Here is a 25,405-nt window from a genome sequence, read left to right as displayed (position 1 = left end):
AATGATTCGCAGCTTCCCCACGCAAAGCTAAGCCGTCGAAAATCAACATAGCCTTAACGTAGGCAATCCCGACCTCCGAGGGAACAGCCAATTGTGGCCGAAATGACGCAAGACGCGCCAAAAGCGCGTGATGGTGCCATCCAACTGCCAACTAGCCTTTATGCCAACGCCCCCTCGGCCGCCTCGCGCGACGAAATGACCTTGTCGATCAGGCCGAAATCCTTGGCCTCGTCGGCGGTCATGAAATGGTCGCGGTCGAGCGTCTTCTCGATCTCGTCATAGCTCTTGCCGGTGTGCTTGACATAGACCTCGTTGAGACGACGCTTCAGCTTGATGATGTCCTGGGCATGACGCTCGATATCGGATGCCTGGCCCTGGAAGCCGCCGGACGGCTGGTGGACCATGATACGGGCGTTCGGCGTGGCGAAGCGCATGTCCTTGTGGCCCGCGGTCAGCAGCAGCGAGCCCATCGAGGCCGCCTGGCCGATGCACAGCGTCGACACCGCCGGCTTGATGAACTGCATGGTGTCGTAGATCGCCATGCCCGAGGTGACGACGCCACCTGGCGAATTGATGTAGAGGTTGATTTCCTTCTTCGGGTTCTCGGCTTCAAGGAACAGGAGCTGAGCGCAGACCAGCGTCGCCATGCCGTCCTCGACCGGACCGGTGATGAAAATGATGCGCTCCTTGAGGAGGCGCGAGAAAATGTCGTAGGCCCGCTCGCCGCGATTGGTCTGTTCGACCACCATCGGAACGAGGTTCATGTAGGTTTCGACGGGATTCTTCATCAGTTATCTCTTGTCTCGCGGTGGGATTCCGGCGCCGGACAGGCTGGCAGCTCGGGCAGAATCGGTTCTGGATCGTCAAGATGTAAATAGGATGCCGGCTCATCCTTGTGCAAGGCCGACCCGTCCTAGCCATCTGGGTAAGTCGAATCAAGCTTCCGGGCAAGGATTAGCAGCAGCTGATGCCTCGCCGACCCGAAATACCGAGCCGGCCCCCACCAGGTAGCAGTTTCTTAACCTCGTCACTTAACGAAACGCGCCAAAACCGCTTTTCTCCGCGACGGCCTCCCCTACAATTCAACGTTGAACTTGTGGCTTTGTCTTTATGCATGTCGTTGCCCCAAAACCGAGGTTCACTTTTGGGCGCCATGCAATGGAGTTCAAACGGGGAGTGTCATGTCAGGGAAAACCGCATGCTTCGCCATTGCCGGGCTGACCATGCTCGGCTCGATTTCGCAAACGGCGGCAGGCGGCCGCGCCGTCGAATGCTACGAGCCCGTCCGCACGCCGGCCGTTTACGACACTGTCTATGAAGACGTCATGGTCAGCCCTCCCGGCCAGCAGATCGTCGACTATGACCCGCCGATCTATGGCACGCGCGAGCGCGTGGTGATGACCGTTCCGGCACAGGTTCAATATGAAGTGGTCCCGGCAGTCACCCGGACCATATACCACACCGTCAGGGTCGATGGCGGCGGATATTCCTGGGAATGGCGGGTCATCCATGGCCGCCGGGTGCTGTGCAAGGTCTGGCACAAGGCGCGCTACGAACGCGTCGCCGGGACGGTGGTGATCCAGCCCGAGCGAACGCGGCGCGTCGTCGTTCCGGCGCAATATGACAGCATCGCCGAGGAGGTGCTGGTGCGGCCCGAGCAAAGGCGCGTCATCGATATTCCCGCCGCCTACCAGACCGTCCCGCGGCGCGTGCTGGTGCGCGAAGGCTCATCGGGCTGGCGGCGCGTGCATATACCGAGGCATTGCCAGGACTGAGCCTAGGCCACCTCGGCCCGCAGCCAAGCCTTGAGGCCCGCGACATCGCTGTCGTCAATGGCTTTGGCAACACGGCGCCCGACGGCGGCGCCAAATTTGTAGCCGTGGCCCGAGCAGGCGGAGACGACCAGGCACTTGCCTGTCTCATTCGCCAGGAATTTCTCGTCTGACGTGAAAGTGTAGGCGCAAGTGACCACTTCGGTCACCTTGTACTCCTCGATGCGGGCGATCGGCGGCGAAAACAGGTTGCGGATCGCCTCGCCCTCGCCCGGCACCGGCTCGCGGTTCCAGTCGGCGTCGCTGGTCGGCACCTTGTGCAGGCCTGAGCCGAATTTCATGCCGGCGCCACGGGTGGGCGGGATCATGTAGCCGTCGGTCTTGCCGCCGACATCGAGAATGACGGGCGCCGCCTTCCAGGCCGCCTTGAGATCGGCGGGCGGTTCGACATAGGCGAGCGCGGTGCGAAAGGTCTTCAATTCGCCGCCGAGTTCGGGGAATAGCTTCAGCACCCAGGCGCCGGCGGCAACGACTATGCGGTCTGCCTGCATCGACTCGCCGCTTTCCAGCACGATATGGCCGGCCTCGGCATCGATCTCCGTCACCTTGCTGTGCTCGTAGACGTTGGCTCCGTTGGCGCGCAGCCAGTTGGCGAGCCCCGCCGCTATTCCGCGGCAATGCAGCGCGCCGCCTTCCCTGGAGAAATAGGCGTAGCGGAACGAGCCGGCCTCAAGAAACGGCCAGCGCTCGACGGCAGCGTCGGGTTCCAGCAGTTCGAAAGGGAAATTCCCCTCTTCCAGGCCCTCGCGATATTCCTCGGCCTCATCGCCGGGCTCGCGCGAAACGCAGACGAACCCGCGCGCATCGAGGTGGTTCTCGCCGAGATCGGCCCACATCTCGTCCCAGGCCTCATAGGCTTCGGTGATCAGCCGCCCATAGCCGGTTCCAGCGCGGTAGGCGCGGCGAATGATACGGTGATGGTCGCCCGATGCCGCCAGCGGATTGGGAATCGGCCCCTGCTCGACGATCGACACGGCGTGGCCCGCCTTGACCAGCGACCACGCCGTGGAGAGACCGGCGATACCCGCGCCGACAACGATCACATTCATCCGTTCAGACTTTCCGCAACCCTATGGCTGGCTCAATGCATCGGGCTGTCGGACGCAACATACGGTCTGGAACCGGGCTGGCAAGCCGCGCTATGGGTCTGGCATGACCAAATCGACGCTCCCGTATCTGGCCTTTGATCCAGCCACTCGCCGGCTCAGGCTCGACCCGCGCGAACCGGCTTTCTTCCTGAACCCGTACGAAGCCTACGGTTTCCTGCACGACGCATCGAATGCATTTTTCTGGGAGGAGTTCGGCTTCTGGTGTTTTGGCGGCTTTGGCGATGTCAACAGACTGCTGCGCGACCGCCGTTTCGGCCGCCAGAACCCGGCCGGCATCCCAGACAGCCGCGATATCGGCCAAGGCAGGACCCATCTCAAGGCGTTTGACGGCATCGAAGCCAACTCGATGCTGGAACTGGAGCCGCCGGTGCACACGCGGCTGAGGACATTGGTCAACCGTGCCTTCGTCTCGCGTCAGGTCGAACGGTTGCGGCCGCGTGTCGAGGCACTCGCCAACGAATTGATCGATCGTTTCGAACCTGGCAAGGCCGTCGACCTCCTGCCGGCCTTCGCCTCCCCGCTGCCGATCACCATCATCGCCGAAATGCTCGGCGTGCCGGTGGAGATAGGCCCGCAACTGCTCGACTGGTCGCATCGGATGGTCGCCATGTACATCCATGGCCGCACCCGCGATACCGAGGACACGGCCAACCGTGCCGCGGGCGAATTCTCCGATTTCCTGCGCGGTTACGTCACCGAGCGGCGCAAGAACCCGGGCGATGACCTGCTGTCGCTGCTGATCTCGGCCCAGGAAGACGGCCAGAAACTGTCCGAGGACGAACTGGTCTCCTCGGCCATCCTGTTGCTCAACGCCGGCCATGAAGCGACCGTGCACCAGACCGGCAATGCCGTCCATTCCATCCTGGCGCAAGGCGGCGACCCGCGCCGCTTCTTCACCTCACCGGAAGCGACAGCAGCGACGGTCGAGGAATGCCTGCGCTTCGACGCGCCGCTGCACATGTTCATGCGCTATGCCTATGAGGAGATCGAAATCGCGCCCGGCATCGTCGTGCGGCCGGGCCAGACGATCGGACTTTTGCTTGGCATGGCCAATCATGACCCGCACGCCTTTGCCGAACCGCAGGCCTTCCGGCAGGAGCGCACCGACCAAAAGAACGTGTCATTCGGCGCCGGTATCCATTTCTGCATCGGCGCGCCGCTCGCCCGCCTCGAACTGCAGGTTTCGCTGAAGACTTTGTTCGAGCGGCACCCGCAAGTGCATCTTGCCGAACAGCCCCGCTTCCGCGACACGTATCACTTCCATGGGCTGGAGGCGCTCTCCGTGCGCTTCTGACCATGGTGGGCTGGACTTGCGATGAGATTGTTTTCGAGAGGCGCGATCGCGCTCGCCGTGACGATCCTGCTCGGCTGCATGGCTGACGCCGTGGCCCAGAAGCCGGAGAATATCCGGCGGCAAGATGATCAAAGCTTGATCACATACTCCTTGCGAGTCGTTTCAAGCACTTCCCAGCTTCCCCTGAAGCCCGGCCTCAGCACGAAGCTGTCGCCGGCCTTGAAGGTGCGCGCTTCCCCACCCTCTTCGGCGATCACCGAGACGCCTGAGAGAATGTGGCAGAATTCCCATTCGTCATAGACGATGCGCCATTTGCCGGGGGTCGATTCCCAGATGCCGGCATAGAGGCCGCCGTCGCGCTCCTCGACATTCCAGGTGCGGAATTTCGGATCGCCCGAGATCAGGCGATCCGGCGCGGGCGCTCCGGATTCGGGCACGACGCTTTTGGTGTCGACGGGAAGAAGCGCGGTCATATCAGGTCAGACCTTGGCGAGTGCCTGTTCGAGGTCGGCGACAATGTCGGTGACATCCTCGATGCCGATGGACAGCCGCACAGTGTCCGGGCCAGCGCCGGCCTTGACCTTCTGCTCGTCGGAAAGCTGGCGGTGCGTGGTCGATGCCGGGTGGATGACCAGCGACTTGGTGTCGCCGACATTGGCCAGATGCGAGAAGAGCTCGAGTGCCTCGACGAACTTGATGCCGGCCTCGTAGCCGCCCTTGAGGCCGAAGGTGAAGACGGCGCCGGCGCCTTCAGGCGAGTATTTCTTCTGCAACGCATTGTTCTTGTCGCTGGGCAGGCCGGGATAATTCACCCAGGCGACCTTGGGGTGGTTGGACAGCCAGCCGGCGACCGTGATCGCGTTGTCGCAGTGCCGCTGCATGCGCAGCGGCAAGGTTTCGAGGCCGGTGAGGATAAGGAAGGCATTGAACGGCGAGATCGCCGGGCCGAGATCGCGCAGGCCGAGCACGCGGGCGGCGATGGCGAAAGCGAAATTGCCAAAGGTTTCGTGCAACACGAGGCCGCCATATTCTGGGCGTGGTTCCGACAGCATCGGATATTTGCCCGACTTCGACCAGTCGAAGGTGCCGCCGTCGACAATGACGCCGCCGATCGAGTTGCCGTGGCCGCCCATGAACTTGGTCAGCGAATGGACGACGATATCGGCGCCGTGCTCGATCGGGCGGATGAGGTAGGGCGAGGCCAGCGTGTTGTCGACGATCAGCGGCAGGCCATGCTTGCGGGCGATGTCGCCGATCTTCTCAATATCGACGAAGGTGCCGCCCGGATTGGCCAGGCTCTCGATGAAGATCGCCTTGGTCCTGTCGTCGATCTGGTTCTCGAAGGTCGAGAGATCATTGGTGTCGGCCCAGCGTACCTCCCAGCCATAATTCTTGAAGGCATGGCCGAACTGGTTGATCGAACCACCGTAAAGCTTGTTGGCGGCGACGAAATTGTCGCCGGGCTGCATCAGATTGTGGAACACGATGACCTGCGCGGCATGGCCGGATGCAACCGCAAGCGCAGCCGTGCCGCCCTCGAGAGCCGCGACGCGCTCTTCGAGCACTGCCTGGGTGGGATTCATGATGCGGGTGTAGATGTTGCCGAACGCCTTCAGCCCGAACAGCGAAGCTGCGTGGTCGGCGTCATCGAAGACGAAGGAGGTCGTCTGGTAGATTGGCGTGGCGCGCGCGCCGGTGGCCGGATCGGGCTTGGCGCCGGCGTGGACGGCGAGCGTGTTGAAACCGGGCGTACGGGTCACTGAAACCTCCCTCAAGAACTTTCTCAAATTCGCCGGGCATTCTTGGCGAAGCGCGGCCTGGATTGCAAAGAAGAAAATACCTTTCGGCGTGCGATCTGCGATGAACGCACGGGAAACTCAATCGCTTCCCGGAAAAACTTTGCGCACCGGCAGTTGACTGGAATCTTTTGCGAAAAAGCGATCCTGGATCACGTCACTTCTGGCGGACGCCAAAACTCTGGAAGCCCTGGCGCATAAGCGGCTTTTTCGACGACAGGACGCCGGAGTTGACGCCGGTCCAGCCGATCTCGCCGGAGAGCTTGCCATATTCGATCTTGGGGCAGCGGTTCATCACCACCTTGATCCCGGAGGCTTCGGCGCGGGCGGCTGCCTCGTCATGGCGCACGCCAAGCTGCATCCAGATGACTTTCGGCAAGGGATCGAGCGCCAGCACCTCGTCGACGATACCGGGAACCGCAGCTGCATTGCGGAAGACATCGACCATGTCGATCGGCTCCGGGATGTCGGCCAGCCTGGCATAGGTCATCCGGCCGAGGATTTCCTTGCCGGCCTGGCCGGGATTGATCGGGAACACCGAAAATCCCTTGGCCAGCAGATATTTCAGCACGAAATAGCTCGGCCTGACATCATTGGCCGACGCGCCGACCATGGCGACGGTCTTCACCGCATTGAGGATGCCGCCGATATAGGTGTTGTCGTAGCTATCGTGGTTCATGCGGCAACTGCTTTCCTGCGGTAATGGTAGCGGTAGAGTTCACGGCTGAACCCGAGCGAGGCATAAAGCGCGCGGGCAGGTGTGTTATCGGCAACCACTTGCAAACATGCCGCCGATGCGCCCGCCCGCTGCGCCCAGTCGATCAGGTTGCCAACAGTACTGCGGCCCAGGCCTTGCTGCCTGAAACGGCCGTCGGTGCCAACCGATTCCACGACAAGCAGACCGTCGCGGATGACGCCGAAGGCAATGGCGACGATCATGCCTTCCTGCTCGCAGGATACAAAGGCCCGGTCACCCACAATCAATGTCGTCATCTCGCGAAAAATGCGGCGTTCGGCCTCGTCGTAGGACTCCATGCGAAACCGCGCATCGAACCAATTCTCGCTTGGTGTCGACGAAATGATGACCTGCTCGTCGCGCACTTGCGCCATGTCTTCGATGTCATTGTAAAGATGAATCGTGCCGCCTTCGGTGGCATAACCGTGTCGATCGAGAACTGCGTCCATCTCATCCGCGATGCTGGGAACCCGGAACAACGGTGTCTGGCCGTAATCGGCGTAAAAAGCCTCAGCGGCGGAAAAGGCCTCGGCCGGTCCGGCTCGCTTGCCCCGCAATGGATTGACTGAATTGGGGCGACGGACCCTGCCGCCGGAGCGCCGCAGCAGCCAGCCATCCGCGACCTGTTCGGTGGCGGCGGGCCAACCTTCTCGGCAAGCCTGTTCGACCCGCCAATTGAGATCATCATCGTTGATGCTCACACGTCGTCCTCCCCGAGCGCTTCCTCCATAAAGGAGTGCGGATCGGAGCAGAAGTCGCGCATCATGCGAAAATGATCGGTGTCGGTGAAATCGGTCGCATCGAGCCCGAAGCGGCTGATGCGGAACAGTTGCGCGCCGGGACAGGCCATCAGCAGCGGCGAATGGGTCGCCATGATCACTTGCGCTGTGCCCGACTGGTCCATGCGCCGAAGCATCTTCAGCAATTCGATCTGGCGCGTCGGGGAAAGCGCGCTTTCGGGCTCGTCGAGAATATAGATGCCTTGCCTGCGGCAGCGCTCCTCGAAGAAGCGGATGAAGCCTTCGCCATGCGACCAGGACAGGAAATCCGGCGGCGGCGGCTTGAACGGGTCCTCCAGCGCCGCCTGATCGAGGTAGCGGGCCACGGAGTAAAAGGATTCAGCACGAAAGAACCAGCCGGCGGTGACTTTTGGCAACCAGTGGTCACGGAATGTGTTCGCCAGTGCGGCGCCACTCTTGTCGATGGCACTGGCATGGTCGACCGGTCGGTAGCCCTTGCCGCCGCCGGCCTCGTCATAGCCGGCCAGCGCGCCGATCGCCTCGAGCAGCGTGGATTTACCGGTGCCGTTCTCGCCGACGATGATGGTGATGGGCGTGGCGAATTCGAGCTCGAACTCGTGGCCGCGAAACAGCGGCAGGTTCCAAGGGTATTTCTCCCAGTCCGTCACGCGCTCCGGGTCGAGCAGAATGCGCTTGAGATACGGTGCCTTGAGCCGTGTCAGCTGCTTGCGATAAGCCATCAATCAGGCAGCGAAATCGTGCCGTCTTCCGCGATCGGGAAGGCCGGATTGTGCGCCACTTCCCAAATATGCCCGTCTGCATCGGCGAAGTACCCATACCAGCCGCCCCAGAAGGCACGGCCGGCCGGCTTGACGATACGCCCGCCGGCCTTCTCGGCCATGGCGAGCACCTCGTCGACTTCGGCGTCCGAGCGGGTGTTGTAGGCGAGATAGACGGCCGAGGGCGCCTGGGCGAAGGTGATGCCCGAATCCTCCTCGGCGCTGGCGCGCGGGAACAGACCGAGGATGGCGCCGCCCATCTGGAAAAAGGCGACACCGTCGGTGATGCCCGCGTGGCGCTTAAGACCCATGGCCTCGTAGAAACGCACCGCAAGATCCAAATTGTCGGTGGCGATGGTGATGATGGAGATGCGCGGTTCCATGATCCTCGTCCTATTCGTCCGTCCATTCCGGCTTGCGCTTGCCGATGAAAGCACCAATGCCCTCTTCCGCGTCCCGCGCGAGCATGTTCTCGACCATGACGCGGCCGGTATAGGCATAGGCATCCGCCAAGCCCATCTCGGCCTGCGCATAAAAAGCTTCCTTGCCGGTCTTCACCACCAAGGAGGATTTGGAAGCAATGGTTTGCGCGTATTTGGTGACAATCTGATTCAGGTACTCGCGCGGCACAACGCGGTTGACGAGGCCGAATTCCTTCGCCGTTGCCGCGTCGATCGTCTCGCCGGTCAAGAGCATCTCCATCGCCTGCTTGCGCGAGACGTTGCGTGACAGCGCCACCATCGGCGTCGAACAGAACAGGCCGATATTGACGCCCGGCGTGCAGAAGGTCGCCTCATGCGAGGCGATCGCGAGGTCGCAGCTTGCGACCAGTTGCAGGCCGGCGGCTGTCGCCAGGCCGTCCACCTCGGCGATGACAGGCAGGGGATGGCGCACGATGGTCTGCATCAGGGTCGCGCAAGCGGCAAACGTCTCTTCGAAGAAGGCCTTGCCGCGATCGGCGTCGGCGCGCCGCGCGGTCATTTCCTTGAGGTCGTGACCGGCGCAAAACACCTTGCCGGCCGCCGACAACACGATGACACGAACGGCTTGGTCGGCCTTGGCGCGGTCGAGTTCCGCCGTCAGCGCCGCCATCACAGCCAGCGACAGGGCGTTGGCGGGCGGATTGGCGAGCGTCAGGCGCAGCACGCCCTTATCCAGCCTCGTCGTGACCGGGCCCTCGTCGGCGGCAGCAGGCTTGATGGCAAGGATTTCGGCCATGACTAAGGTCTCCGCGATTCCGGTCGTGCTGGCAGAGTATCTAATATCGGATCGGCTTTCGTCCAACACCCATCGCTTGCGCCAGGATCGCTTGCGCCGGGGATGAAGGTGTTGCCAGAAATGCCGCGCTGCGTTCATACAGGCCTGGCACAAAACGAGAGGCCGACATGCCCGCCCAGAACAATCTCAAGCCCGTGCTGACCGCAGCGCAAGTCAACGTGCTGATGGAGACCGTCTATCCGCAACTCAACGAACAGTTCAAATATTACGAGGCAATCGACGTGTTCCCAGGCGGCTGCATTGTGCGGCTCAACGCCGGCGAGCGGCACCTGCGTCCTGGCGGAACTGTATCCGGTCCGTCGCTGTTCACGCTGGCCGACATTGGCGGATATGTCTGTGTGCTTTCCCACGCCGGGCCGGACGCGCTTTCTGTTACCGTCAACCTCGACATCAACTTCGTCCGCAAGGCCGAGGCCGGGCCGATCGATGGCCATTGCCGCATACTGAAGCTGGGAAAGAGCCTGATGGTGTTCGACATCGACATCGTCGCCGGCCCGGATGGACACACAATCGCGCATGCCACGGGTACCTATTCGATCCCGCCGCAGCGCGCCACTGATGTGGTAAAATAATACCTTTAACTCAACCTTTTGTTTCTACAGCATTTTCTGCACAATAGGACTTTCCCGCTGCCTTGACGCGGTCACTCCGCTCGCCTATAAGCCCTCACGAAGCAGCGGCCCGCAAAGGCCGCCGTTTTGTTATTGGCTGGGGACAAAGGTCTTTCGCCAATCCAAGCAACAAGAAACGCCTTCCCCGTGAAGGTCAAAACCGAGAGCAGAAAACATGACAACCTTTTCGCAGAAGCCTGCGGATGTGGTGAAGAAGTGGATCCTGATCGACGCCGAGGGTCTCGTCGTCGGCCGTCTTGCCACTGTCATCGCCAATCATCTTCGCGGCAAGCATAAGCCGACCTTCACCCCGCATGTCGACGACGGCGACAATGTCATCGTCATCAATGCCGACAAGGTGGTGTTCACCGGCAAGAAGTTCACCGACAAGGTCTATTACTGGCACACCGGCCACCCCGGCGGCATCAAGGAGCGCACCGCGCGCCAGCTGCTCGAGGGCCGTTTCCCCGAGCGTGTCGTCGAGAAGGCCGTTGAGCGCATGGTTCCGCGTGGTCCGCTCGGCCGTCGCCAGATGAAGAACCTGCGCGTTTATGCAGGCGCGGAGCATCCGCATGTCGCCCAGCAGCCAGAAGTCCTTGACGTGGCCAAGCTGAATTCCAAGAACAAGAAGGTCGCATAAGATGGCTGAGCTTTCCTCGCTCGCAGAACTGGGCGCCGCCACCGGCAACACGAACACGCAGGCCGCGGCTCCCGTCCACGTCCAGAAGCTCGACAAGTCGGGCCGCGCCTATGCCACCGGCAAGCGCAAGAACGCCATCGCGCGCGTCTGGGTGAAGCCGGGTTCCGGCAAGATCGTCGTCAATGACAAGGAATTCGCGACCTATTTCGCGCGTCCGGTCCTGCAGATGATCCTCAACCAGCCGATCATCGCCTCCAACCGTTCGGGCCAGTACGACATCGTCGCCACCGTCGTCGGCGGCGGCTTGTCCGGCCAGGCCGGTGCCGTGCGTCACGGCATCTCCAAGGCGCTGACCTACTATGAGCCGGCGCTGCGCGCCGTGCTCAAGAAGGGCGGCTTCCTGACCCGCGACAGCCGCGTCGTCGAGCGCAAGAAGTACGGCAAGGCCAAGGCCCGTCGCTCCTTCCAGTTCTCGAAGCGCTAGGCGTTTCGAACTCCGATATCGAAAAAGGCCGCCTCCGGGCGGCCTTTTTTGCTTTTGGGCTACAGATTTGATTGATCGACAGGTGTGGGACAGCGCCCCTGCGACCTGCCGGGCAACTCTCTCGAGAGAGGGGACAGCGGCAGTTTCAGCGGCCACTCCTAATTGATGCTGGCTGTATGCGCCGATTCTGTCGGCAGCTTGTCCTCGGCATAAGACACGCGATAACCATTCGCCGCCAGCCAGCCGACCGCGGCCTTCGGCTCGTCGGTCTGGATGATGGTGGCGCCGCGATCGGCCCAGAAGCCCCAGGCTTCGCGCGGCAGGCTGGCCTGGACCGCCAGTTCATCACCACGGCCGCCAGCGAGGAAGCCGCCCGGTTTGTTGACGATGGCGTAGGTGTCGGCCCAGATATGCCAGTCGCCCCTCACCGCCTCGGCGCGCATGCGGGTGCTGAACAGCGACCCGCCGGTTTCGGTCAACGTCTCGGCGCCCGCCCGCCAGTTGATCAGCTCGATCGCGCGCGGCGCGAAAGCATGGTCGACCGTCGAGGCGAAGCCGGCATCATGCACCGCGTCATCGGCGATGATCGGCATGAACTGGAAGCCATCGCCTGCCGCGGCCATGGCGGCCCTCACCGTGGTGATCCTGTCCTGGTTCCACAGGTTTTCCTTGACGATGACTTGCTCGGCCATGCCGAGATCCCGAGCCACCGCGATCATGCCCGGGAGGTCGCCGACTTCGAGCTTGTTGTCGAGATTGATGAGGATCCTGTCCCTTGTCGCCATCAGCATCTCGCGCAACGTCGAGACGGTCTCGTTGGTAACGGCATGGGTGCCCTCGATCACCAGCCGGCATCTCTTCAGTTCGGCCAGCGTGTAGTTGAGGACCTCTCCCTTGCAGGTGGTCGTGCGGTCCAGCCAGCTGTCATGCATGACGATGAACTCGCCGTCCTTCGAGCGCCGGATATCGACCTCGACGATTTCGGCGCCGATCGCGATCGAGCCTTCCACGGCGGCAAGCGAGTTTTCCGCATAGAGCGTCTTGCCGGCCTGCATGCTGCCGGCGCGATGGGCAGCCACCATGACATGGTCGCGCCACTGGTTGGCATGTTCGAAGCGGTCGAGGATCTGCCTGGCGCGAGTTTCGCCGGCGAAGGCCTGACCGGAGGCGGCCGCCAGCGCGGTGGAAAGCAGAAGGCTCAGCCAGATCGTCCGCATCGAGAATCGCTCCTTGCCGGATCGAGCCGGGGATAGGCGACATCGGTGACATCCAGGTGAACGAAGCCGGCTAAAGCGCGTCAGATGCGCTTCGACAGCCGGCGGAACCAAGCCATTGCAGGCATTTCGACCAGGCGCCATATGACCCACGACACGGCGATGGTGGCGGCGAGCATGACGACGATCGCCACAGTCCCTGTCCATCCGGCGCCAAAGCCGGTCGCGGGCTCTCCACGCAGTACTATGTCGCCAATCAAGCCGAGGCCGAGTTTGCGCTCGACGAGCCCGGCGACATTGATCAGGCGCGCCTGAACGAAGATGTGGACCATGTAGATCGAATAGGACAGCGCGCCGAGCGTCAACATGAACGACGTCCTGAGCAACGCGCTGATCCAGCCGCCTTCATGGGCGAAGAGAAACAGCGCCAGGGCGAACACCAGGGGCGCGGCAATGCCGGCGTCGTTGTCGCCCGCCAGCGAGACAAAGAGAACGATAACGGCCACCATGACGATTTCGGCAAGAGTCCAGCTCATCCGCGGGCCGTTTGCGAGCAAAACCTGTCGCGCCCCTGCAATGGAATCATGCTGAAACCAGGCCAGCAGGGCGCCGAGCGAGAAGCCGAAGAGGCAGCGGATGAAGCCGAAATCATAGGACACATCCATATGATGCGTGGAGAAGCCGAGCAGGAACAGCGGCGCGGTAACGGCGGCGGCGACAAACCATATCCAGGCGCGTGCGCCGGCGACGAAGACCACGCCGGCAAACAGGAGACAGGCAAAAAACCCGGCCGAAATGCTCCAGCTTGGCGCGTTCCACGTCAACCGATCCTCGAAGCCGACACCTTGCAGCAAAAGGAGATTGGCAGCCAAGCTCTTGAGGTCGAAGCCGCAGGTGAAGGGAGCTGCCCCCGTGCCATGCAATTGCGGCAGCACCTGCCGCAACAGCTCGAAGGCGGCAAACGCGGCAAGCATGACCAGATGCAGCGGGTAGATGCGGCCGAAACGGACCAGCGCAAAGCGGATAACCTCTCCCGGCCGGCCCAGCCGATTGGCATAGCTCGAGGCGATGACAAAGCCGGAAAGGATAAAGAAGAAATCGACAAAAAGGTAGGACGAACCGATAAAGCTGCTCTGCGAGATCGCCGAGGCGGTCGGGAAATGAAACAGCGTCACCAGCAACGCGCAGATGCCGCGCCACGAATCGAGAACCTGGAAGCGATCGCCGGCGATCGTGCCGGCGTGGGTCGACACCACGGCATCCGACGGATTAAGAAACGCGGTCTGCGTCATGATGATACAAATCCTGTCTTGCCGTGGCACCCGGGCGGCACGGTTTCGTCTCCCCAAGCTGTGACTGGCATCTTCCATGCCGGTTTTGTAGTTGTTGCACCCCGATGAAAACGAGGACCAGTAATGGCGACCAAGAACATCGACCATGCCTTCACCACCCGCTCCAAAACGGGTGGCGCCCTTGAGCCGACCTATTCCGGCGCGCTGTCTTTCATGCGGCGCAAATACACCAAGGACGTGAGGGGCGCGGATGCGGTGGTGTGGGGCATTCCCTTCGACGCCGCCGTCACCAACCGGCCGGGCGCCCGGTTCGGGCCGCAGGCGATCCGCCGCGCCTCGGCGATCCTCGACAACGACCCGCAATACCCGTTTTCACGCGATCTGTTCGAGCACCTCGCCGTGGTCGATTATGGCGACTGCCTGCTCGACTCGGGAAACCATCAGAAGACGCCCGGCACGATCGAGCGCGAGGCGGCCAAGATCCTGAAATCCGGCGCCTTCCTGCTGACGCTCGGCGGCGACCATTTCGTCACCTGGCCGCTGCTCAAGGCGCACGCCGCCGTCCACGGGCCGCTCGCCCTGGTTCAGTTCGACGCCCACCAGGACACATGGCCCGATGACGGCAAGCGCATCGATCATGGATCCTTCGTCGGCCGCGCGGTCAAGGAAGGCATCATCGATCCCGACCGCTCGATCCAGATCGGCATCCGCACCCATGCGCCCGACACGTTCGGCATCAAGATCCTGCATGGCCATGAAATCGAGGAAATGCGCGCCTCCGACATCGCCTACGCCATCGTTGATCGCACCGGGGGCAGGAAGACCTATCTGACCTTCGACATCGACTGCCTCGATCCGGCCTATGCGCCGGGAACCGGCACGCCGGTTTCTGGGGGGCCGTCGTCAGCGAAGATCCTGTCGACGCTGCGTCAGCTCAACCAGGTCGATATTATCGGCGCCGATGTCGTGGAGGTTGCGCCGGCCTATGATCACGCCGATATAACGGCGATCGCCGGTTCGATGGTGGCCATGCAGTATCTCGGCCTGCTGGCGGAGCGAAAGGCCCGGCTCGATGAGCTGAACAACGGCGACCACAATGGCGCCGCGGTCAATCATGGCAATGGCATATAGTCCTCAGGGAATTTGATCAGCAATGAAACCGAAAATCTTCATCGACGGCGAGCACGGCACCACCGGCCTCCAGATCCGGGCGCTGCTTGCCGAGCGCGGCGATCTGGAGATCATTTCCATTCCGGTCGAGCGCCGCAAGGAAACGGCCGCGCGCGCCGAATTCCTCAACGCCGCCGACATCGCGATCCTGTGCTTGCCCGACGATGCGGCCAAGGAAAGCGTCTCGCTGATCGCCAACGACACCACCAAGGTCATCGATGCGTCGACGGCGCATCGCGTGGCCGAAGGCTGGGAATATGGCTTCGCCGAATTGGACAAGGAGCAGGCGAAGAAGATCGCCACGGCCAAGCGCGTCGCCAATCCCGGCTGCTGGCCGCAGGGGCCGATCGCGACGCTCAGGCCATTGGTCACGGCAGGCCTGCTGCCGGCCAATTTCCCGATCTCGGTCAACGGCGTTACGGGTTATTCGGGCGGCGGGCGCCCGATGATCGAGGATTACGTCGCCAAGGGCGAGGACGCCTCGGAGTTCCTGCCCTATGGCCTGACCCTGCAGCACAAGCACGTGCCGGAATTGAAGGCCTATGCGAAGCTGTCGCACGATCCGATCATGCAGCCGGCGGTGGGCAATTTCGCGCAAGGCATGATCACGGTTGTGCCGTTGCAACTCGGTGGCCTCGACCGCGTACCGACGGGTGCCGAACTTCACGCCGCCATTGCGGACCATTTCGCCGCGATCAAGGGCGGTGTGGTCGAGGTGGCTCCCTATGCGCATCTGGAGCGCGTGCCTGACATCGATCCGGAGGTCTACAACGGCACCAACCGCATGAAGGTCTATGTCTTTGCCAACGACGGCAGAGCTCAGGCGCTGCTGCTGGCGGTCTATGACAATCTCGGCAAGGGTGCTTCCGGTGCAGCCGTCCAGAACATGGACCTGATGCTCGGTCTGTGATGAACGCGCCGGCCTTTCCACCGCGCTGGAAAGTCAGCGAACCCGAACTCATTGCCGAGACCTTTTCGAGCCGCATCTGGAAGGTGCGGCTCGAGGACGGCTCACCGGCCATTGTGAAGGCACTGAAGCCGTTCGACGACGTTGCCGACGAGTTGCGCGGCGAGCATTTCCTTGCCTGGCGGCGCGGCGAAGGCGCGGTGCGGCTTCTCGGCCGCGACGGGCTTTCCATGCTGCTCGAATATGGCGGGAACACACTTCTGTCGCAGGTTCTCGACGAACAAGGCGACAATGCAGCGACCGCCATCGCGGCGGATGTGATGGCGAAATTGTTTTCGCCATCTGATCACCCCTACCCGTCCGAGCTTCAGCCGCTCAGGGAGCGGTTCGCCAGCCTCTTCAAGAAAGCCGCAGCCGATCGTGGCACCGGCGGTGACAGCCCCTATGTCGAGGCCGGCGCCATCGCGGATCGACTGCTGGCCAATCCGCATGACATCAGGCCGCTGCATGGCGACCTGCATCACGAAAACATCCTGCGGGGACCGCGCGGCTGGCTGGTGATCGATCCGAAGGGCGTGCTCGGTGATCCCGGTTTTGATGCCGCCAACATGTTCTACAATCCGCTCGACCGCGATGCACTTTGCCTCGCCCCGGAGCGGATCGCGCATATGGCCGAGGTCTTTTCCCGGACGCTGGGACAATCACCGGCGGCAATACTGGACCATGCCATCGCCTATGGTTGTCTGTCCGCGTCCTGGCACCATGAGGACGACAATGCGGTCGAGGAGAACCGCGAACTGTCGATCGCCGCGGCGATCCGGGCAGTGCTGGCGCGTTTCTGACTCGGGGAAGAGCCGAAGCGAGCGCTTGTTGACCATGATCGGTTACGGACCTGCCCTGGCTCCCTTACCAGGGATTTGTCATGCTCAGGGCGACGCAGTCGAATGAATTCTGGATGTGATTGGCCGCACTCAGCGTCCGACGGCAACCTCGTTGGGCAAGGGATAAGCGCCCTTGGTGCCGCGCCAGTGCGCGGCGGCAAAGCCCAGCACGACAAGCGCAAAGGCCTGATGGGTCAGGGCCATATGCAGGGGCACCTGCATCAACAGCGTACCGATACCGATCGAAGCCTGGACCAGCACCAGGACAAACAACAGTGTCGCGCGTCGCGCATGCGTTGAGCCGGGCAGCCGCCGACGCGTGGCGATCATGTGCCAGAGCGCGACGGCGAAGACCGTATAGGCACCAAGCCGGTGAATGAACTGCACCGTTTTCGGGTTCTCGAAGAAGTTGCGCCACGCCGGCTCGAGGATGAGCAGATCGCCTGGAATGATCCTGCCGTCCATCAGCGGCCAGGTGTTGTAGCTCATGCCGGCGTCGAGACCGGCGACCAGGCCGCCGAGATAAATCTGGATCAGCGCCAGGAACACGATGAAGCCGGCCAGACGCTGCGTCGAGCGATCGGCCGCGGGCTCGGAATGCGGCGCCAGTCCACGCGCAACGACCATGGTCGCGGTGAAGATCAGTGCCGCCAGCGTGAGATGCGTGGCCAGCCTGTACTGGCTCACCGACACCCGGTCGACAAGGCCGGAGGCCACCATCCACCAGCCGATGGCCCCCTGCAGCCCGCCGAGAAGCAGAATGCCGACCAGTTTCGGCCCAAGGCCGCGCTCGATACGGCGCGCCGGCCAGAAGACCAGCAGCGGCAGGGCGAAGACCAGGCCGACGCTGCGCGCCAGCAGGCGATGTGCCCATTCCCACCAAAAGATCGACTTGAACGCTTCGACGCTCATGCCTTTGTTGAGCTCGGTGTATTGCGGGATCTGCTGATAGCGCTGGAATTCCTCCTGCCACTCGGCGTCGTTGAGCGGCGGGATGACGCCATGGATCGGCTGCCATTCGGTGATCGACAGGCCGGATTCAGTCAATCGCGTGGCGCCGCCAACCAGCACCAGCGCGAACAGCACCAGGAGCACGACGTACAGCCAGCCGCGTACGAGTGCCCGGTTATAGAGGTCGCGGTCGCGAGCCTGATAGGGCGCGGCGGCAGTGATGGCGGCCATGGATATATCCCGGCAGTTTGAATGTCGCGGATTGGTGAACCATCGCACTCCTGCTGGCAAGACCGCGCAGCGCGGCACGCCGTCGCGCCCGGTGTCGCGGGTTGCGCGTGCCTCGCGTTCGGCCTAAGCGATAGCTATCAACGAGGCCAAGCCATGCCCATTCGACTGAAAAAACTGATCGGAATGTTCCTGCTGTTGGCGCTGGTCATCATCTACGCACTGGTCGCCTCGATCTTCGCCGTCGCCCGCCTGTCGGAATCGGGCGCGCTGGTGCAATTCCTGTTCTTCCTGCTCAGCGGCCTGCTCTGGGTGCTGCCGGCGATGGGCATCATCAAGTGGCTGATGCTGGAGCCACGGGCCAAGCGCTGAGCCCTGCCCGGTCAGGCGGTACGTCAGACAGTGACGAGCATCTTGCCGGCATTGGCGAGCGGCGGCGTCACGCCCGACAGCATGGTGCGGATGCGGGCCAGGCTCTGGTAGCGGCCATTGACCGAAATATAGCAAGGCCTGCAGGAAGCCGGCATGTTCGGCGGCGGGTGGTCACGTCGGAGGCATAGCCGGCGTCGCGCGCAAAGCACACTTCGCGGCAGCCGGACAGGCGGCCCCTTCCATGGAAGACGAACACTAGGCGTCAGAAATTGAGAGCCTCGCGGAGCGCTGGGCCTGCCCTGACGCGCAGATCGAGATCAGCCTCGATGTGGTCGATGTGGTGCAACATCAAGCGGCTCACCAGCCCGGAATCGCCGCTTTCCAGCGCGCCGACAATGCCCGTGTGCTCACTGTGGCCGCAGGCCGACACGCCAGACCGTCCGTAAAGTGCGATGACAAGCGACGAGCGCGCAACCAGCTCCTCCATGAAGCGCTGCAGGATGGCATTGCCGGCGACCGAAGCAAGCAGCAGATGGAAATCGCCGGACGCCTTGATTTCGGAACGCCGCGCCGTCGGACCGCGCTCGGCGATGAAGCAACCCTCCTCGTCGAGTTGCGCCCTGAAGGCGACAATGTCGGCGGCTGTGACCCGTTCGCAGGCGGCAATAGCAATGCCCGGCTCGATCAGCCGGCGCGAGGCGAACACCTGGCGCGCTTCCTCGGGTGATGGATTGGCGACGAAGGCGCCGCGATTGCGCTCGGTGCGCACCAGCCCTTCGAAGGACAGCATCTGCAGCGCCGCGCGCGCGACGGTGCGCGACACGTCGAACAGCGTACCGACCTCGCCTTCCGACAGCTTGGTGCCCGGCGCCAGCCTCCGGTCGACAATGGCGTCGCGCAGATTGTCGCGGATCGCCTGAGCGCGATCCTGGTTGGCGCTATCGGCGGCGGAATAGATCTGATCGGTGATGTTCATGGCGATGATGGTTCCCGCCCTCTTCTAGCGCGACTCGTCGCCTGTTCACGAGAGGCAAAGTGCACACGAAGCCAAAAAAGATTGCATACGATTTTTGCCAAAATTGCGCGCAGTAGCCCACAATTTGTGCAACGCACAAAGCAGCCTCAGAGATAGGCAGCGGGCAAGAATCCTGATCTTTGAGACAATTCAAGTGCTTGGCCGGTCACCTCCGGGTTGGCACGCATGATGCTTTGTTCAGTGCGACCAAACGGGGAAGCCTGAATGTCCAAAGCCGCCGAGATCGACATCGTGTCCGTTTCGAAAATCTATGGAACGACGACCGCCGTCGAGGACATCAGCCTGAAGATACCGGCAGGCACCTATTGCTGCCTGCTCGGCCCCTCCGGCTGCGGCAAGACCTCGACCCTGCGCATGATCGCCGGTCACGAAAGCATCTCGTCTGGCGACGTCCGGCTCGGCAACACTGTTGTCACCGACCTGCCACCGGCAAAGCGCGGCACGGCAATGATGTTCCAATCCTATGCACTGTTCCCGCATCTGGACCTCATCGACAATGTCGCCTTCAGCCTGAAGATGAAGGGCATCGACAAGGAACAGCGCCGCGCCAAGGCGCTCGACATGCTGAAGCTGATGCAGATGGAGGCCTATGCGACGCGCCGGCCCGCGCAGCTTTCCGGCGGCCAGCAGCAGCGCGTGGCGCTCGCCCGGGCTTTGATCACCGATCCGGAAGCGCTGCTGCTCGACGAGCCGCTGTCGGCGCTCGATCCCTTCCTGAAGATCCGCATGCGCGCCGAGCTGAAGAAACTGCAGACCTCGCTCGGCATCACCTTCGTCCACGTCACCCACAGCCAGGAGGAGGCCATGGCCTTGGCGGACCTGATCGTGGTGATGAATGACGGCCGCATCGAACAGGCGGCACCTCCGCGCGACGTGTTCGAACGTCCGGCCACGGCCTTCGTCGCGCGCTTCATGGGTGATCACAATGTCATCTCCGGCCGGGTCACCGGTGCACGTGACGGCATGGTCGTCTTCGACGTCATTGGCGGCGGCTCGCTCGCCGCCCGCGGTCACGGCCGAGAGCCGGGCGCGCCGATCGACATCGCCATCCGCACCGATCATGTGCGCATCGGCGACGCGCCCGCGCCCGGCCTCGGCTTCACCGGCATCGTAGCCAACATCGAATATCGCGGCGCCACGGTGAAAATGTCGATCAACGGAGCCGGCATCGACGACTTCACCGTCATCATCGACGATTCCAACTTCTTTGCCCGGCCTGTGGCCATCGGCGACGCCGTTCCGCTTGCCTGGGATTCCGAGGATGCAATCGTCCTCGGCCAGCTTCATTCATGAATTCAACAAAGCAAAACAAGACAGGGGAATAGGCATGACAAACACATCGAAAACCAAGACCGGCATTTCGCGCCGCTCGCTGCTCAAGACAGGTGCCGCCGCCGTCGGCCTCGCCGCCGGCTCGGGCGTCATCACAGGCTTTCCGACCATCTGGGCACAGTCCAATATCACGCTGCGCCAGTTCGGCACCGGCGTGTCGAATCTCAACGCCATCGCCGACAAGTGCAAGGCCGACCTCGGCATCACGCTGGAGATGACCGCGACCGATTCCGACGCCGCCGCCCAGCGCGCCGTGACCCAGCCCGACAGTTACGATATCGCCGACATCGAATATTGGATCTGCAAGAAGGTGTTCCCGAGCGGCGTGCTGCAGCCGATGGACGTCAGCAAGCTGAAATATTACGACGAGTTGGTGCCGCTGTTCAAAACCGGCAAGCTCACACCCGACAGCGTGATTGCCCAAGGTACCGCGCCGCACACCGTTGGTTACGTCGAGGCGCAAGACAGCAAGACCTTCGCCAAGGCACCGACCAACTGGTTCACCATGGTGCCGACCATCTACAACGCCGACACGCTTGGCATCCGCCCCGACCTCGTCGGTCGCGACATCACCACCTGGGCCGACATCATGGACCCGGCCTTCAAGGGCAAGACCGCGATCCTCAACATCCCGTCCATCGGCATCATGGACGCGGCGATGATTATGGAAGCTACCGGCAACATCAAATATGCCGACAAGGGTAACATGACCAAGGACGAGATCGACAAGACGATCGACTTCCTGATCAAGGCCAAGCAAGCCGGCCAGTTCCGTGCCTTCTGGAAATCCTTCGACGAGAGCGTCAACCTGATGGCATCGGGCGAGGTCGTCATCCAGTCGATGTGGTCGCCGGCCGTCGCCGCCGTACGCTCCAAGGGCATCGCCTGCCGCTTCCAGCCGCTCAAGGAAGGCTATCGCTCATGGGGCGGCGGCCTTGGCCTCGCCGCCCATCTCAAGGGGGCTGAGCTCGATGCGGCTTATGAATACATCAACTGGTATACGTCGGGCTGGGTGGGCGGATACCTCAACCGCCAGGGCTACTACTCGGCCAACATGGTCTCGGCCAAGAAGTTCATGTCCGACGACGAGTGGGGCTACTGGATCGAGGGCAAGCCGGCCAAGGGCGAGATCAAGGCGCCGGACGGCACCGTCATGGAAAAAGCCGGCGCCGTGCGCGACGGCGGCTCCTTCGAAGAACGCATGGGCAAGGTCGCCTGCTGGAACTCGGTCATGGACGAGGACCGCTACATGGTGAAGCGCTGGAACGAGTTCATCGCGGCGTAAGCGAACAACAAGCCCCCTCCTCTACCCCTTCTCCCCTTTGCGGGAGAAGGGGTAAGCGGCCCAGGCCGAGTCACCAAAAAGCGAGACATTGATGACAGTCGCGCTCGAACGCCCCGCAATCGCCGCCGCGAAACCAGCTCGACGCCGCTTCTCCATCGGCGTCGTGACGCCCTATCTCCAGTCGGCACCTCTGGCGCTGATCCTTGGCGCGTTCCTGCTCCTGCCCATCATCATGATCGTCGTCGTGTCGTTCTGGGACTACGACTTCGCCGCCATGTATCCGGACTTCCTGACCACGAACTATTCCGACGTGCTGGGCTCGTGGGTCACATGGAAAACTTATCTCAACACCATCAAATTCGCTGTTGTCGTCTGGGCGCTGACCTTGTTCATCGGCTTCTGGGTTGCCTATTTCCTCGCCTTCCACATCCGCACCACGGCCATGCAGATGGTGCTGTTCCTGGTCTGCACCGTGCCGTTCCTGACCTCCAACATCATCCGCATGATCTCGTGGATCCCGGTGCTCGGCCGCAACGGGCTGATCAACTCGACCCTAGTGCATCTGGGCCTGGTGCCGAAACCCATCGAATGGCTGCTGTACTCGGAATTCGCGGTCGTGCTCGCCATGGTTCATCTCTACACGCTGTTCATGGTGACGCCGATCTTCAACACGCTGATGCGCATCGACCGATCGCTGGTCGAGGCCGCGCGCGATGCCGGCGCTTCGGGCTGGCAGGTGCTGTGGAACGTCATTATCCCGCTGGCCAAACCCGGCATGGCGATCGGCACCATCTTCGTCGTCACGCTGGTAATGGCCGATTTCTCCACCGTGCAGGTGATGTCAGGCGGCCAGAGCGCATCCGTCGCGCTCATGATGAAGAACCAGATGTCGCTGCTGCAATATCCGGCCGCCGCCGCAAACGCCGTGGTGCTGCTGGTGCTGGTGCTATTGATGGTCGCCGGCATCCTGCGCATCGTCGACATCCGCAGGGAACTGTGACGTGAGCCACGAAAAACGCACCCTTGAATTCTACGCGCTGGCGGTGTTCTTCGCGCTGTTCGTGCTGTTCCTCTATGGCCCGCTGTCGGCGATCCTGATCCTCTCCTTCCAGGGCGAGACCGGCGGCCTCACCTTCCCCCTCAACGGCGTGTCGCTGCACTGGTTCGCCAATCTGTTCGAGCGCCAGGCGGTCGGCGATTTCGGCGGCAGCTTCAAGCGCTCGCTGGTTCTCGGCCTCATGGTGATGATCGTCACCGTCGTCGTCTCGCTGCTGGCGGGGCTTGCCTTCCGCCAGAAATTTCGCGGCGCTACCGCTTTGTTCTACCTGGCGGTCGCCAGCCTTGTGGTACCCTCGATCATCATTTCGCTGGGCATCGGCGTCGTCTTTCAGCAGGTCGGCTTCCGACCAGCCTGGTATACGTCAGCCTTCGGCGCGCATTTAACCTGGACCTTGCCGTTCGGCGTGCTCATCATGTTCGCCGTCTTCAACCGCTTCTCGCCTGCCTATGAGGAAGCCGCGCGCGACCTTGGCGCCTCATCCTGGCAGACCTTCGCCCATGTCGTGCTGCCGATGATCGCGCCAAGCCTGATCGGCGTCGGCCTGTTCGGCTTCACGCTGTCCTATGATGAGTTCGCCCGCACACTGATGACCTCGGGAACCTTCAACACACTGCCGCTCGAGATCTACGGCATGACCACCAATGTCACCACGCCGGTGCTCTACGCGCTGGGCACGGTGACCACCGTGTTTTCCTTCCTCGTGATCCTGGCGACACTAGGCGCCATCATCTATGTCGGCCGCCGCCGGACCAGGGCGTGATCGTGCAGATCCTGGTGGTAAATCCCAACACGACGGCGAGCATGACCGAGACGATCGCGGCGGCCGCGCGCAGTGTCGCCGGTGTCTGGACCGAAATCGTCGCCGTTACCTCGTCCATGGGACCGGCCTCGATCGAGGGTTATTATGACGAGGCACTGGCCGTGCCCGGCCTGCTGATGGAAATCGCCGCTGGCGAACGTGCCGGGGCGCAGGCCGCGATCATCGCCTGCTTCGACGACACCGGCCTCGATGCCGCAAGGGCCATGGCGGCCATTCCCATCATCGGCATCTGCGAGGCAGCACTCAGCATGGCCTGCTTCATTGCCCAGCGTTTCACTGTCGTAACCACCACCGAACGCTCGCGTGTGCCGGTGGAGGGGTTGGTGCAACGCTACGGCATGTCGGGCCGGGCACGCGTGCGTGCCGCCGATATTCCGGTGCTGGCACTTGAAGACCCGGCATCAGGAGCGGTTGGCAAGCTCCGCGACGAGATCGCCCGGGCCGTGGAGGAGGATCGCGCCGAGGCCATCGTGCTTGGCTGCGCCGGCATGGCGGATCTTGCCCACAGGTTGCAGAGCGAGTTCGGTCTGCCTGTCGTTGACGGCGTCGGGGCCGCTTTGAAGCAAGCCGAGGCCCTGGTGGCTCTTGGCCTCGCGACATCGAAGCGCGGTGCTTATGCGAACCCACTCGCCAAGCCCTATCGGGGTATGCTGAAATCGTTCTCCCCAGGAGTAGTCGCTGCGGAGTAAGCACCATGAAACCGACCATCCGCATGCTGTCGCCGGGAGAGTTGGCTGATCTCATCGACTGGGCGGCCGCGGAGGGCTGGAACCCCGGCCTTGACGATGCCGCGATGTTCCAGGCGGCGGATCCCAAGGGTTTCATCGGTGCCTTTGCCGGGAGCGAAATGGTCGCCGGGATATCGGCGGTGGCCTATGGGCACGATTTTGGTTTCGTCGGTCTCTACATCTGCCGTCCGGACATGCGCGGCAAGGGCTATGGCAAGGCGGTATGGACCGCGGGCATGAACAGGCTGGCCGGTTGCACCATCGGGCTTGATGGCGTCGAAGAGCAACGGGCGAACTATGAGAGCAGAGGGTTCAGGCCGGTTTACGAGACCATTCGTTACAGCGGGCGCCCTGTAGCATTGATCATCGACACCAAACGGTCTCGCATGGTGACCACGCAATTGGTGCCCGACATCATGAGATATGACGCACTCTGCTTTCCAGCGTCCCGCCATTCTTTCCTGCAGCGGTGGCTGCAGCCGCCGCATCGCGCGCTGGCAGCGATCACACCACGGGGAACGGCCGGCTATGCGGTAGCGCGATCCTGCCGCAACGGCTTCAAGATCGGCCCGCTCTTCGCCGACGATACGCGAACCGCACTGGAACTGCTCGAAGACCTGGCGGGCGCCTGCGAAGGAGGCGACCTGAACATCGACGTACCGGCCAGCAAGGTGGACTTCATCGCGGCGCTCGTGGCGGCAGGCTTCTCACCGACCTTCACCACCACGCGCATGTACAAAGGCGCGCCGCCAAGGCTCGACGCCAACAGGATATTCGGCGTGACGACGCTGGAACTGGGATAGGCCAGGCGTGCCTTTGAGTGGCAGCTC

General features: G+C 62.6%; 29 protein-coding genes. 15 read left to right on the top strand and 14 right to left on the bottom strand.

Annotated features, from left to right (window positions below; all coding sequences use genetic code 11):
* Positions 1-158: 158 nt before the first annotated feature.
* Entirely contained in the window at positions 159-788 is a 630-nt protein-coding gene (gene clpP, locus O7B34_RS06370; RefSeq protein WP_027028064.1) for an ATP-dependent Clp endopeptidase proteolytic subunit ClpP, read from the bottom strand.
* Positions 789-1,181: 393 nt separating this feature from the next.
* On the opposite strand from clpP, the gene O7B34_RS06365 reads away from it, so the two are divergent.
* A complete protein-coding gene (locus O7B34_RS06365; protein WP_337145342.1) occupies positions 1,182-1,775 on the top strand; it encodes a hypothetical protein in 594 nt (197 codons plus the stop codon).
* 2 nt (positions 1,776-1,777) lie between these two features.
* On the opposite strand, the gene O7B34_RS06360 is transcribed toward O7B34_RS06365, so the two are convergent.
* The gene (locus tag O7B34_RS06360) at positions 1,778-2,881 is read right to left on the bottom strand and encodes an NAD(P)/FAD-dependent oxidoreductase (protein WP_337145341.1); all 1,104 of its coding nucleotides are present in this window, start codon (positions 2,879-2,881) and stop codon (positions 1,778-1,780) included.
* A gap of 103 nt (positions 2,882-2,984) precedes the next feature.
* Between O7B34_RS06360 and O7B34_RS06355 the strand changes: the two genes are divergently transcribed.
* The gene (locus tag O7B34_RS06355) at positions 2,985-4,235 is read left to right on the top strand and encodes a cytochrome P450 (protein WP_337145340.1); all 1,251 of its coding nucleotides are present in this window, start codon (positions 2,985-2,987) and stop codon (positions 4,233-4,235) included.
* Between the two features lie 128 nt (positions 4,236-4,363).
* Here the strand turns inward: O7B34_RS06355 and O7B34_RS06350 are convergent, their stop codons facing one another.
* The 7 genes from O7B34_RS06350 to O7B34_RS06320 form a co-directional block, all read right to left on the bottom strand.
* Positions 4,364-4,708, bottom strand: coding sequence for a cupin domain-containing protein (locus O7B34_RS06350; protein ID WP_337145339.1), 345 nt, complete (start codon positions 4,706-4,708; stop codon positions 4,364-4,366).
* A gap of 6 nt (positions 4,709-4,714) precedes the next feature.
* Positions 4,715-5,995, bottom strand: a complete 1,281-nt coding sequence (locus tag O7B34_RS06345) for an O-acetylhomoserine aminocarboxypropyltransferase (RefSeq protein WP_140755300.1) — start codon at positions 5,993-5,995, stop codon at positions 4,715-4,717.
* Positions 5,996-6,188: 193 nt separating this feature from the next.
* Positions 6,189-6,710 carry a CoA-binding protein gene (locus tag O7B34_RS06340; protein ID WP_337145338.1) on the bottom strand — a complete coding sequence of 174 codons (522 nt, stop codon included), beginning with the start codon at positions 6,708-6,710 and terminating at the stop codon, positions 6,189-6,191.
* Positions 6,707-7,468, bottom strand: a complete 762-nt coding sequence (locus O7B34_RS06335; RefSeq protein ID WP_337145337.1) for a GNAT family N-acetyltransferase — start codon at positions 7,466-7,468, stop codon at positions 6,707-6,709. The genes O7B34_RS06340 and O7B34_RS06335 overlap by 4 nt, the downstream gene beginning before the upstream one ends.
* A complete protein-coding gene (locus O7B34_RS06330; RefSeq protein WP_337145336.1) occupies positions 7,465-8,247 on the bottom strand; it encodes an AAA family ATPase in 783 nt (260 codons plus the stop codon). Before O7B34_RS06330 ends, O7B34_RS06335 begins: the two co-directional genes overlap by 4 nt.
* The gene (locus O7B34_RS06325) at positions 8,247-8,669 is read right to left on the bottom strand and encodes a VOC family protein (RefSeq protein WP_337145335.1); all 423 of its coding nucleotides are present in this window, start codon (positions 8,667-8,669) and stop codon (positions 8,247-8,249) included. Before O7B34_RS06325 ends, O7B34_RS06330 begins: the two co-directional genes overlap by 1 nt.
* 10 nt (positions 8,670-8,679) lie before the next feature.
* Positions 8,680-9,504, bottom strand: coding sequence for an enoyl-CoA hydratase (locus O7B34_RS06320; protein WP_337145334.1), 825 nt, complete (start codon positions 9,502-9,504; stop codon positions 8,680-8,682).
* A gap of 167 nt (positions 9,505-9,671) precedes the next feature.
* Here O7B34_RS06320 and O7B34_RS06315 point away from each other — a divergent pair, with 167 nt between their 5' ends.
* From O7B34_RS06315 to rpsI, 3 genes are all read left to right on the top strand, one after another.
* Positions 9,672-10,136 (top strand): PaaI family thioesterase, encoded by a 465-nt coding sequence (locus O7B34_RS06315; protein ID WP_027143617.1) that lies wholly within the window; start codon positions 9,672-9,674, stop codon positions 10,134-10,136.
* A 214-nt stretch (positions 10,137-10,350) separates the two neighbouring features.
* Positions 10,351-10,815 (top strand): 50S ribosomal protein L13, encoded by a 465-nt coding sequence (gene rplM / locus O7B34_RS06310; protein ID WP_010915638.1) that lies wholly within the window; start codon positions 10,351-10,353, stop codon positions 10,813-10,815.
* A gap of 1 nt (position 10,816) precedes the next feature.
* Positions 10,817-11,299 (top strand): 30S ribosomal protein S9, encoded by a 483-nt coding sequence (rpsI, locus tag O7B34_RS06305; RefSeq protein WP_010915637.1) that lies wholly within the window; start codon positions 10,817-10,819, stop codon positions 11,297-11,299.
* 158 nt (positions 11,300-11,457) lie between these two features.
* On the opposite strand, the gene O7B34_RS06300 is transcribed toward rpsI, so the two are convergent.
* Positions 11,458-12,516 carry a glycerophosphodiester phosphodiesterase family protein gene (locus O7B34_RS06300; RefSeq protein ID WP_337145333.1) on the bottom strand — a complete coding sequence of 353 codons (1,059 nt, stop codon included), beginning with the start codon at positions 12,514-12,516 and terminating at the stop codon, positions 11,458-11,460.
* Between the two features lie 80 nt (positions 12,517-12,596).
* Positions 12,597-13,805: an acyltransferase family protein gene (locus tag O7B34_RS06295; RefSeq protein WP_337145332.1), complete on the bottom strand. Its 1,209-nt coding sequence runs from the start codon at positions 13,803-13,805 to the stop codon at positions 12,597-12,599.
* 123 nt (positions 13,806-13,928) lie between these two features.
* On the opposite strand from O7B34_RS06295, the gene speB reads away from it, so the two are divergent.
* The 3 genes from speB to O7B34_RS06280 are packed head-to-tail and all read left to right on the top strand — an operon-like array spanning position 13,929 to position 16,724.
* Complete coding sequence (gene speB, locus O7B34_RS06290) at positions 13,929-14,936, top strand: agmatinase (protein ID WP_337145331.1); 1,008 nt, start codon at positions 13,929-13,931, stop codon at positions 14,934-14,936.
* 22 nt (positions 14,937-14,958) lie between these two features.
* Positions 14,959-15,885 carry an N-acetyl-gamma-glutamyl-phosphate reductase gene (gene argC, locus O7B34_RS06285; RefSeq protein ID WP_337145330.1) on the top strand — a complete coding sequence of 309 codons (927 nt, stop codon included), beginning with the start codon at positions 14,959-14,961 and terminating at the stop codon, positions 15,883-15,885.
* Positions 15,882-16,724: an aminoglycoside phosphotransferase family protein gene (locus tag O7B34_RS06280; protein ID WP_337145329.1), complete on the top strand. Its 843-nt coding sequence runs from the start codon at positions 15,882-15,884 to the stop codon at positions 16,722-16,724. The genes argC and O7B34_RS06280 overlap by 4 nt, the downstream gene beginning before the upstream one ends.
* A gap of 129 nt (positions 16,725-16,853) precedes the next feature.
* Here O7B34_RS06280 and O7B34_RS06275 read toward each other — a convergent pair whose 3' ends face one another.
* A complete protein-coding gene (locus O7B34_RS06275) occupies positions 16,854-17,945 on the bottom strand; it encodes a COX15/CtaA family protein (RefSeq protein WP_337145328.1) in 1,092 nt (363 codons plus the stop codon).
* Positions 17,946-18,098: 153 nt separating this feature from the next.
* On the opposite strand from O7B34_RS06275, the gene O7B34_RS06270 reads away from it, so the two are divergent.
* A complete protein-coding gene (locus O7B34_RS06270) occupies positions 18,099-18,314 on the top strand; it encodes a DUF2842 domain-containing protein (protein ID WP_027143610.1) in 216 nt (71 codons plus the stop codon).
* Positions 18,315-18,337: 23 nt separating this feature from the next.
* Here the strand turns inward: O7B34_RS06270 and O7B34_RS06265 are convergent, their stop codons facing one another.
* Both O7B34_RS06265 and O7B34_RS06260 read right to left on the bottom strand, forming a co-directional pair.
* Positions 18,338-18,469 (bottom strand): hypothetical protein, encoded by a 132-nt coding sequence (locus O7B34_RS06265; protein ID WP_337145327.1) that lies wholly within the window; start codon positions 18,467-18,469, stop codon positions 18,338-18,340.
* 107 nt (positions 18,470-18,576) lie between these two features.
* Positions 18,577-19,290 (bottom strand): GntR family transcriptional regulator, encoded by a 714-nt coding sequence (locus tag O7B34_RS06260; protein ID WP_337145326.1) that lies wholly within the window; start codon positions 19,288-19,290, stop codon positions 18,577-18,579.
* Between the two features lie 264 nt (positions 19,291-19,554).
* Here O7B34_RS06260 and O7B34_RS06255 point away from each other — a divergent pair, with 264 nt between their 5' ends.
* The 6 genes from O7B34_RS06255 to O7B34_RS06230 all read left to right on the top strand — a co-directional run bounded on the left by O7B34_RS06255 (position 19,555) and on the right by O7B34_RS06230 (position 25,378).
* The gene (locus O7B34_RS06255; protein ID WP_337145325.1) at positions 19,555-20,643 is read left to right on the top strand and encodes an ABC transporter ATP-binding protein; all 1,089 of its coding nucleotides are present in this window, start codon (positions 19,555-19,557) and stop codon (positions 20,641-20,643) included.
* A 34-nt stretch (positions 20,644-20,677) separates the two neighbouring features.
* Entirely contained in the window at positions 20,678-21,967 is a 1,290-nt protein-coding gene (locus tag O7B34_RS06250; RefSeq protein ID WP_337140714.1) for an ABC transporter substrate-binding protein, read from the top strand.
* Positions 21,968-22,058: 91 nt separating this feature from the next.
* Positions 22,059-22,967 carry an ABC transporter permease gene (locus O7B34_RS06245; RefSeq protein ID WP_337140715.1) on the top strand — a complete coding sequence of 303 codons (909 nt, stop codon included), beginning with the start codon at positions 22,059-22,061 and terminating at the stop codon, positions 22,965-22,967.
* A gap of 1 nt (position 22,968) precedes the next feature.
* Positions 22,969-23,787 (top strand): ABC transporter permease, encoded by an 819-nt coding sequence (locus O7B34_RS06240; protein WP_337145324.1) that lies wholly within the window; start codon positions 22,969-22,971, stop codon positions 23,785-23,787.
* A 2-nt stretch (positions 23,788-23,789) separates the two neighbouring features.
* On the top strand, positions 23,790-24,536 hold the full coding sequence (locus tag O7B34_RS06235) for an aspartate/glutamate racemase family protein (protein ID WP_337145630.1): 747 nt from the start codon (positions 23,790-23,792) through the stop codon (positions 24,534-24,536).
* Positions 24,537-24,541: 5 nt separating this feature from the next.
* Complete coding sequence (locus O7B34_RS06230) at positions 24,542-25,378, top strand: GNAT family N-acetyltransferase (RefSeq protein WP_337145323.1); 837 nt, start codon at positions 24,542-24,544, stop codon at positions 25,376-25,378.
* The last annotated feature ends 27 nt before the right edge of the window (positions 25,379-25,405 follow it).

The organism is Mesorhizobium sp. Cs1299R1N3 (assembly GCF_037179625.1).
Taxonomy (GTDB): Bacteria; Pseudomonadota; Alphaproteobacteria; order Rhizobiales; family Rhizobiaceae; genus Mesorhizobium; species Mesorhizobium salmacidum.
The sequence above is the reverse complement of the archived record's forward strand: the minus strand, read 5'-3'. Positions and strand labels throughout refer to the sequence as shown.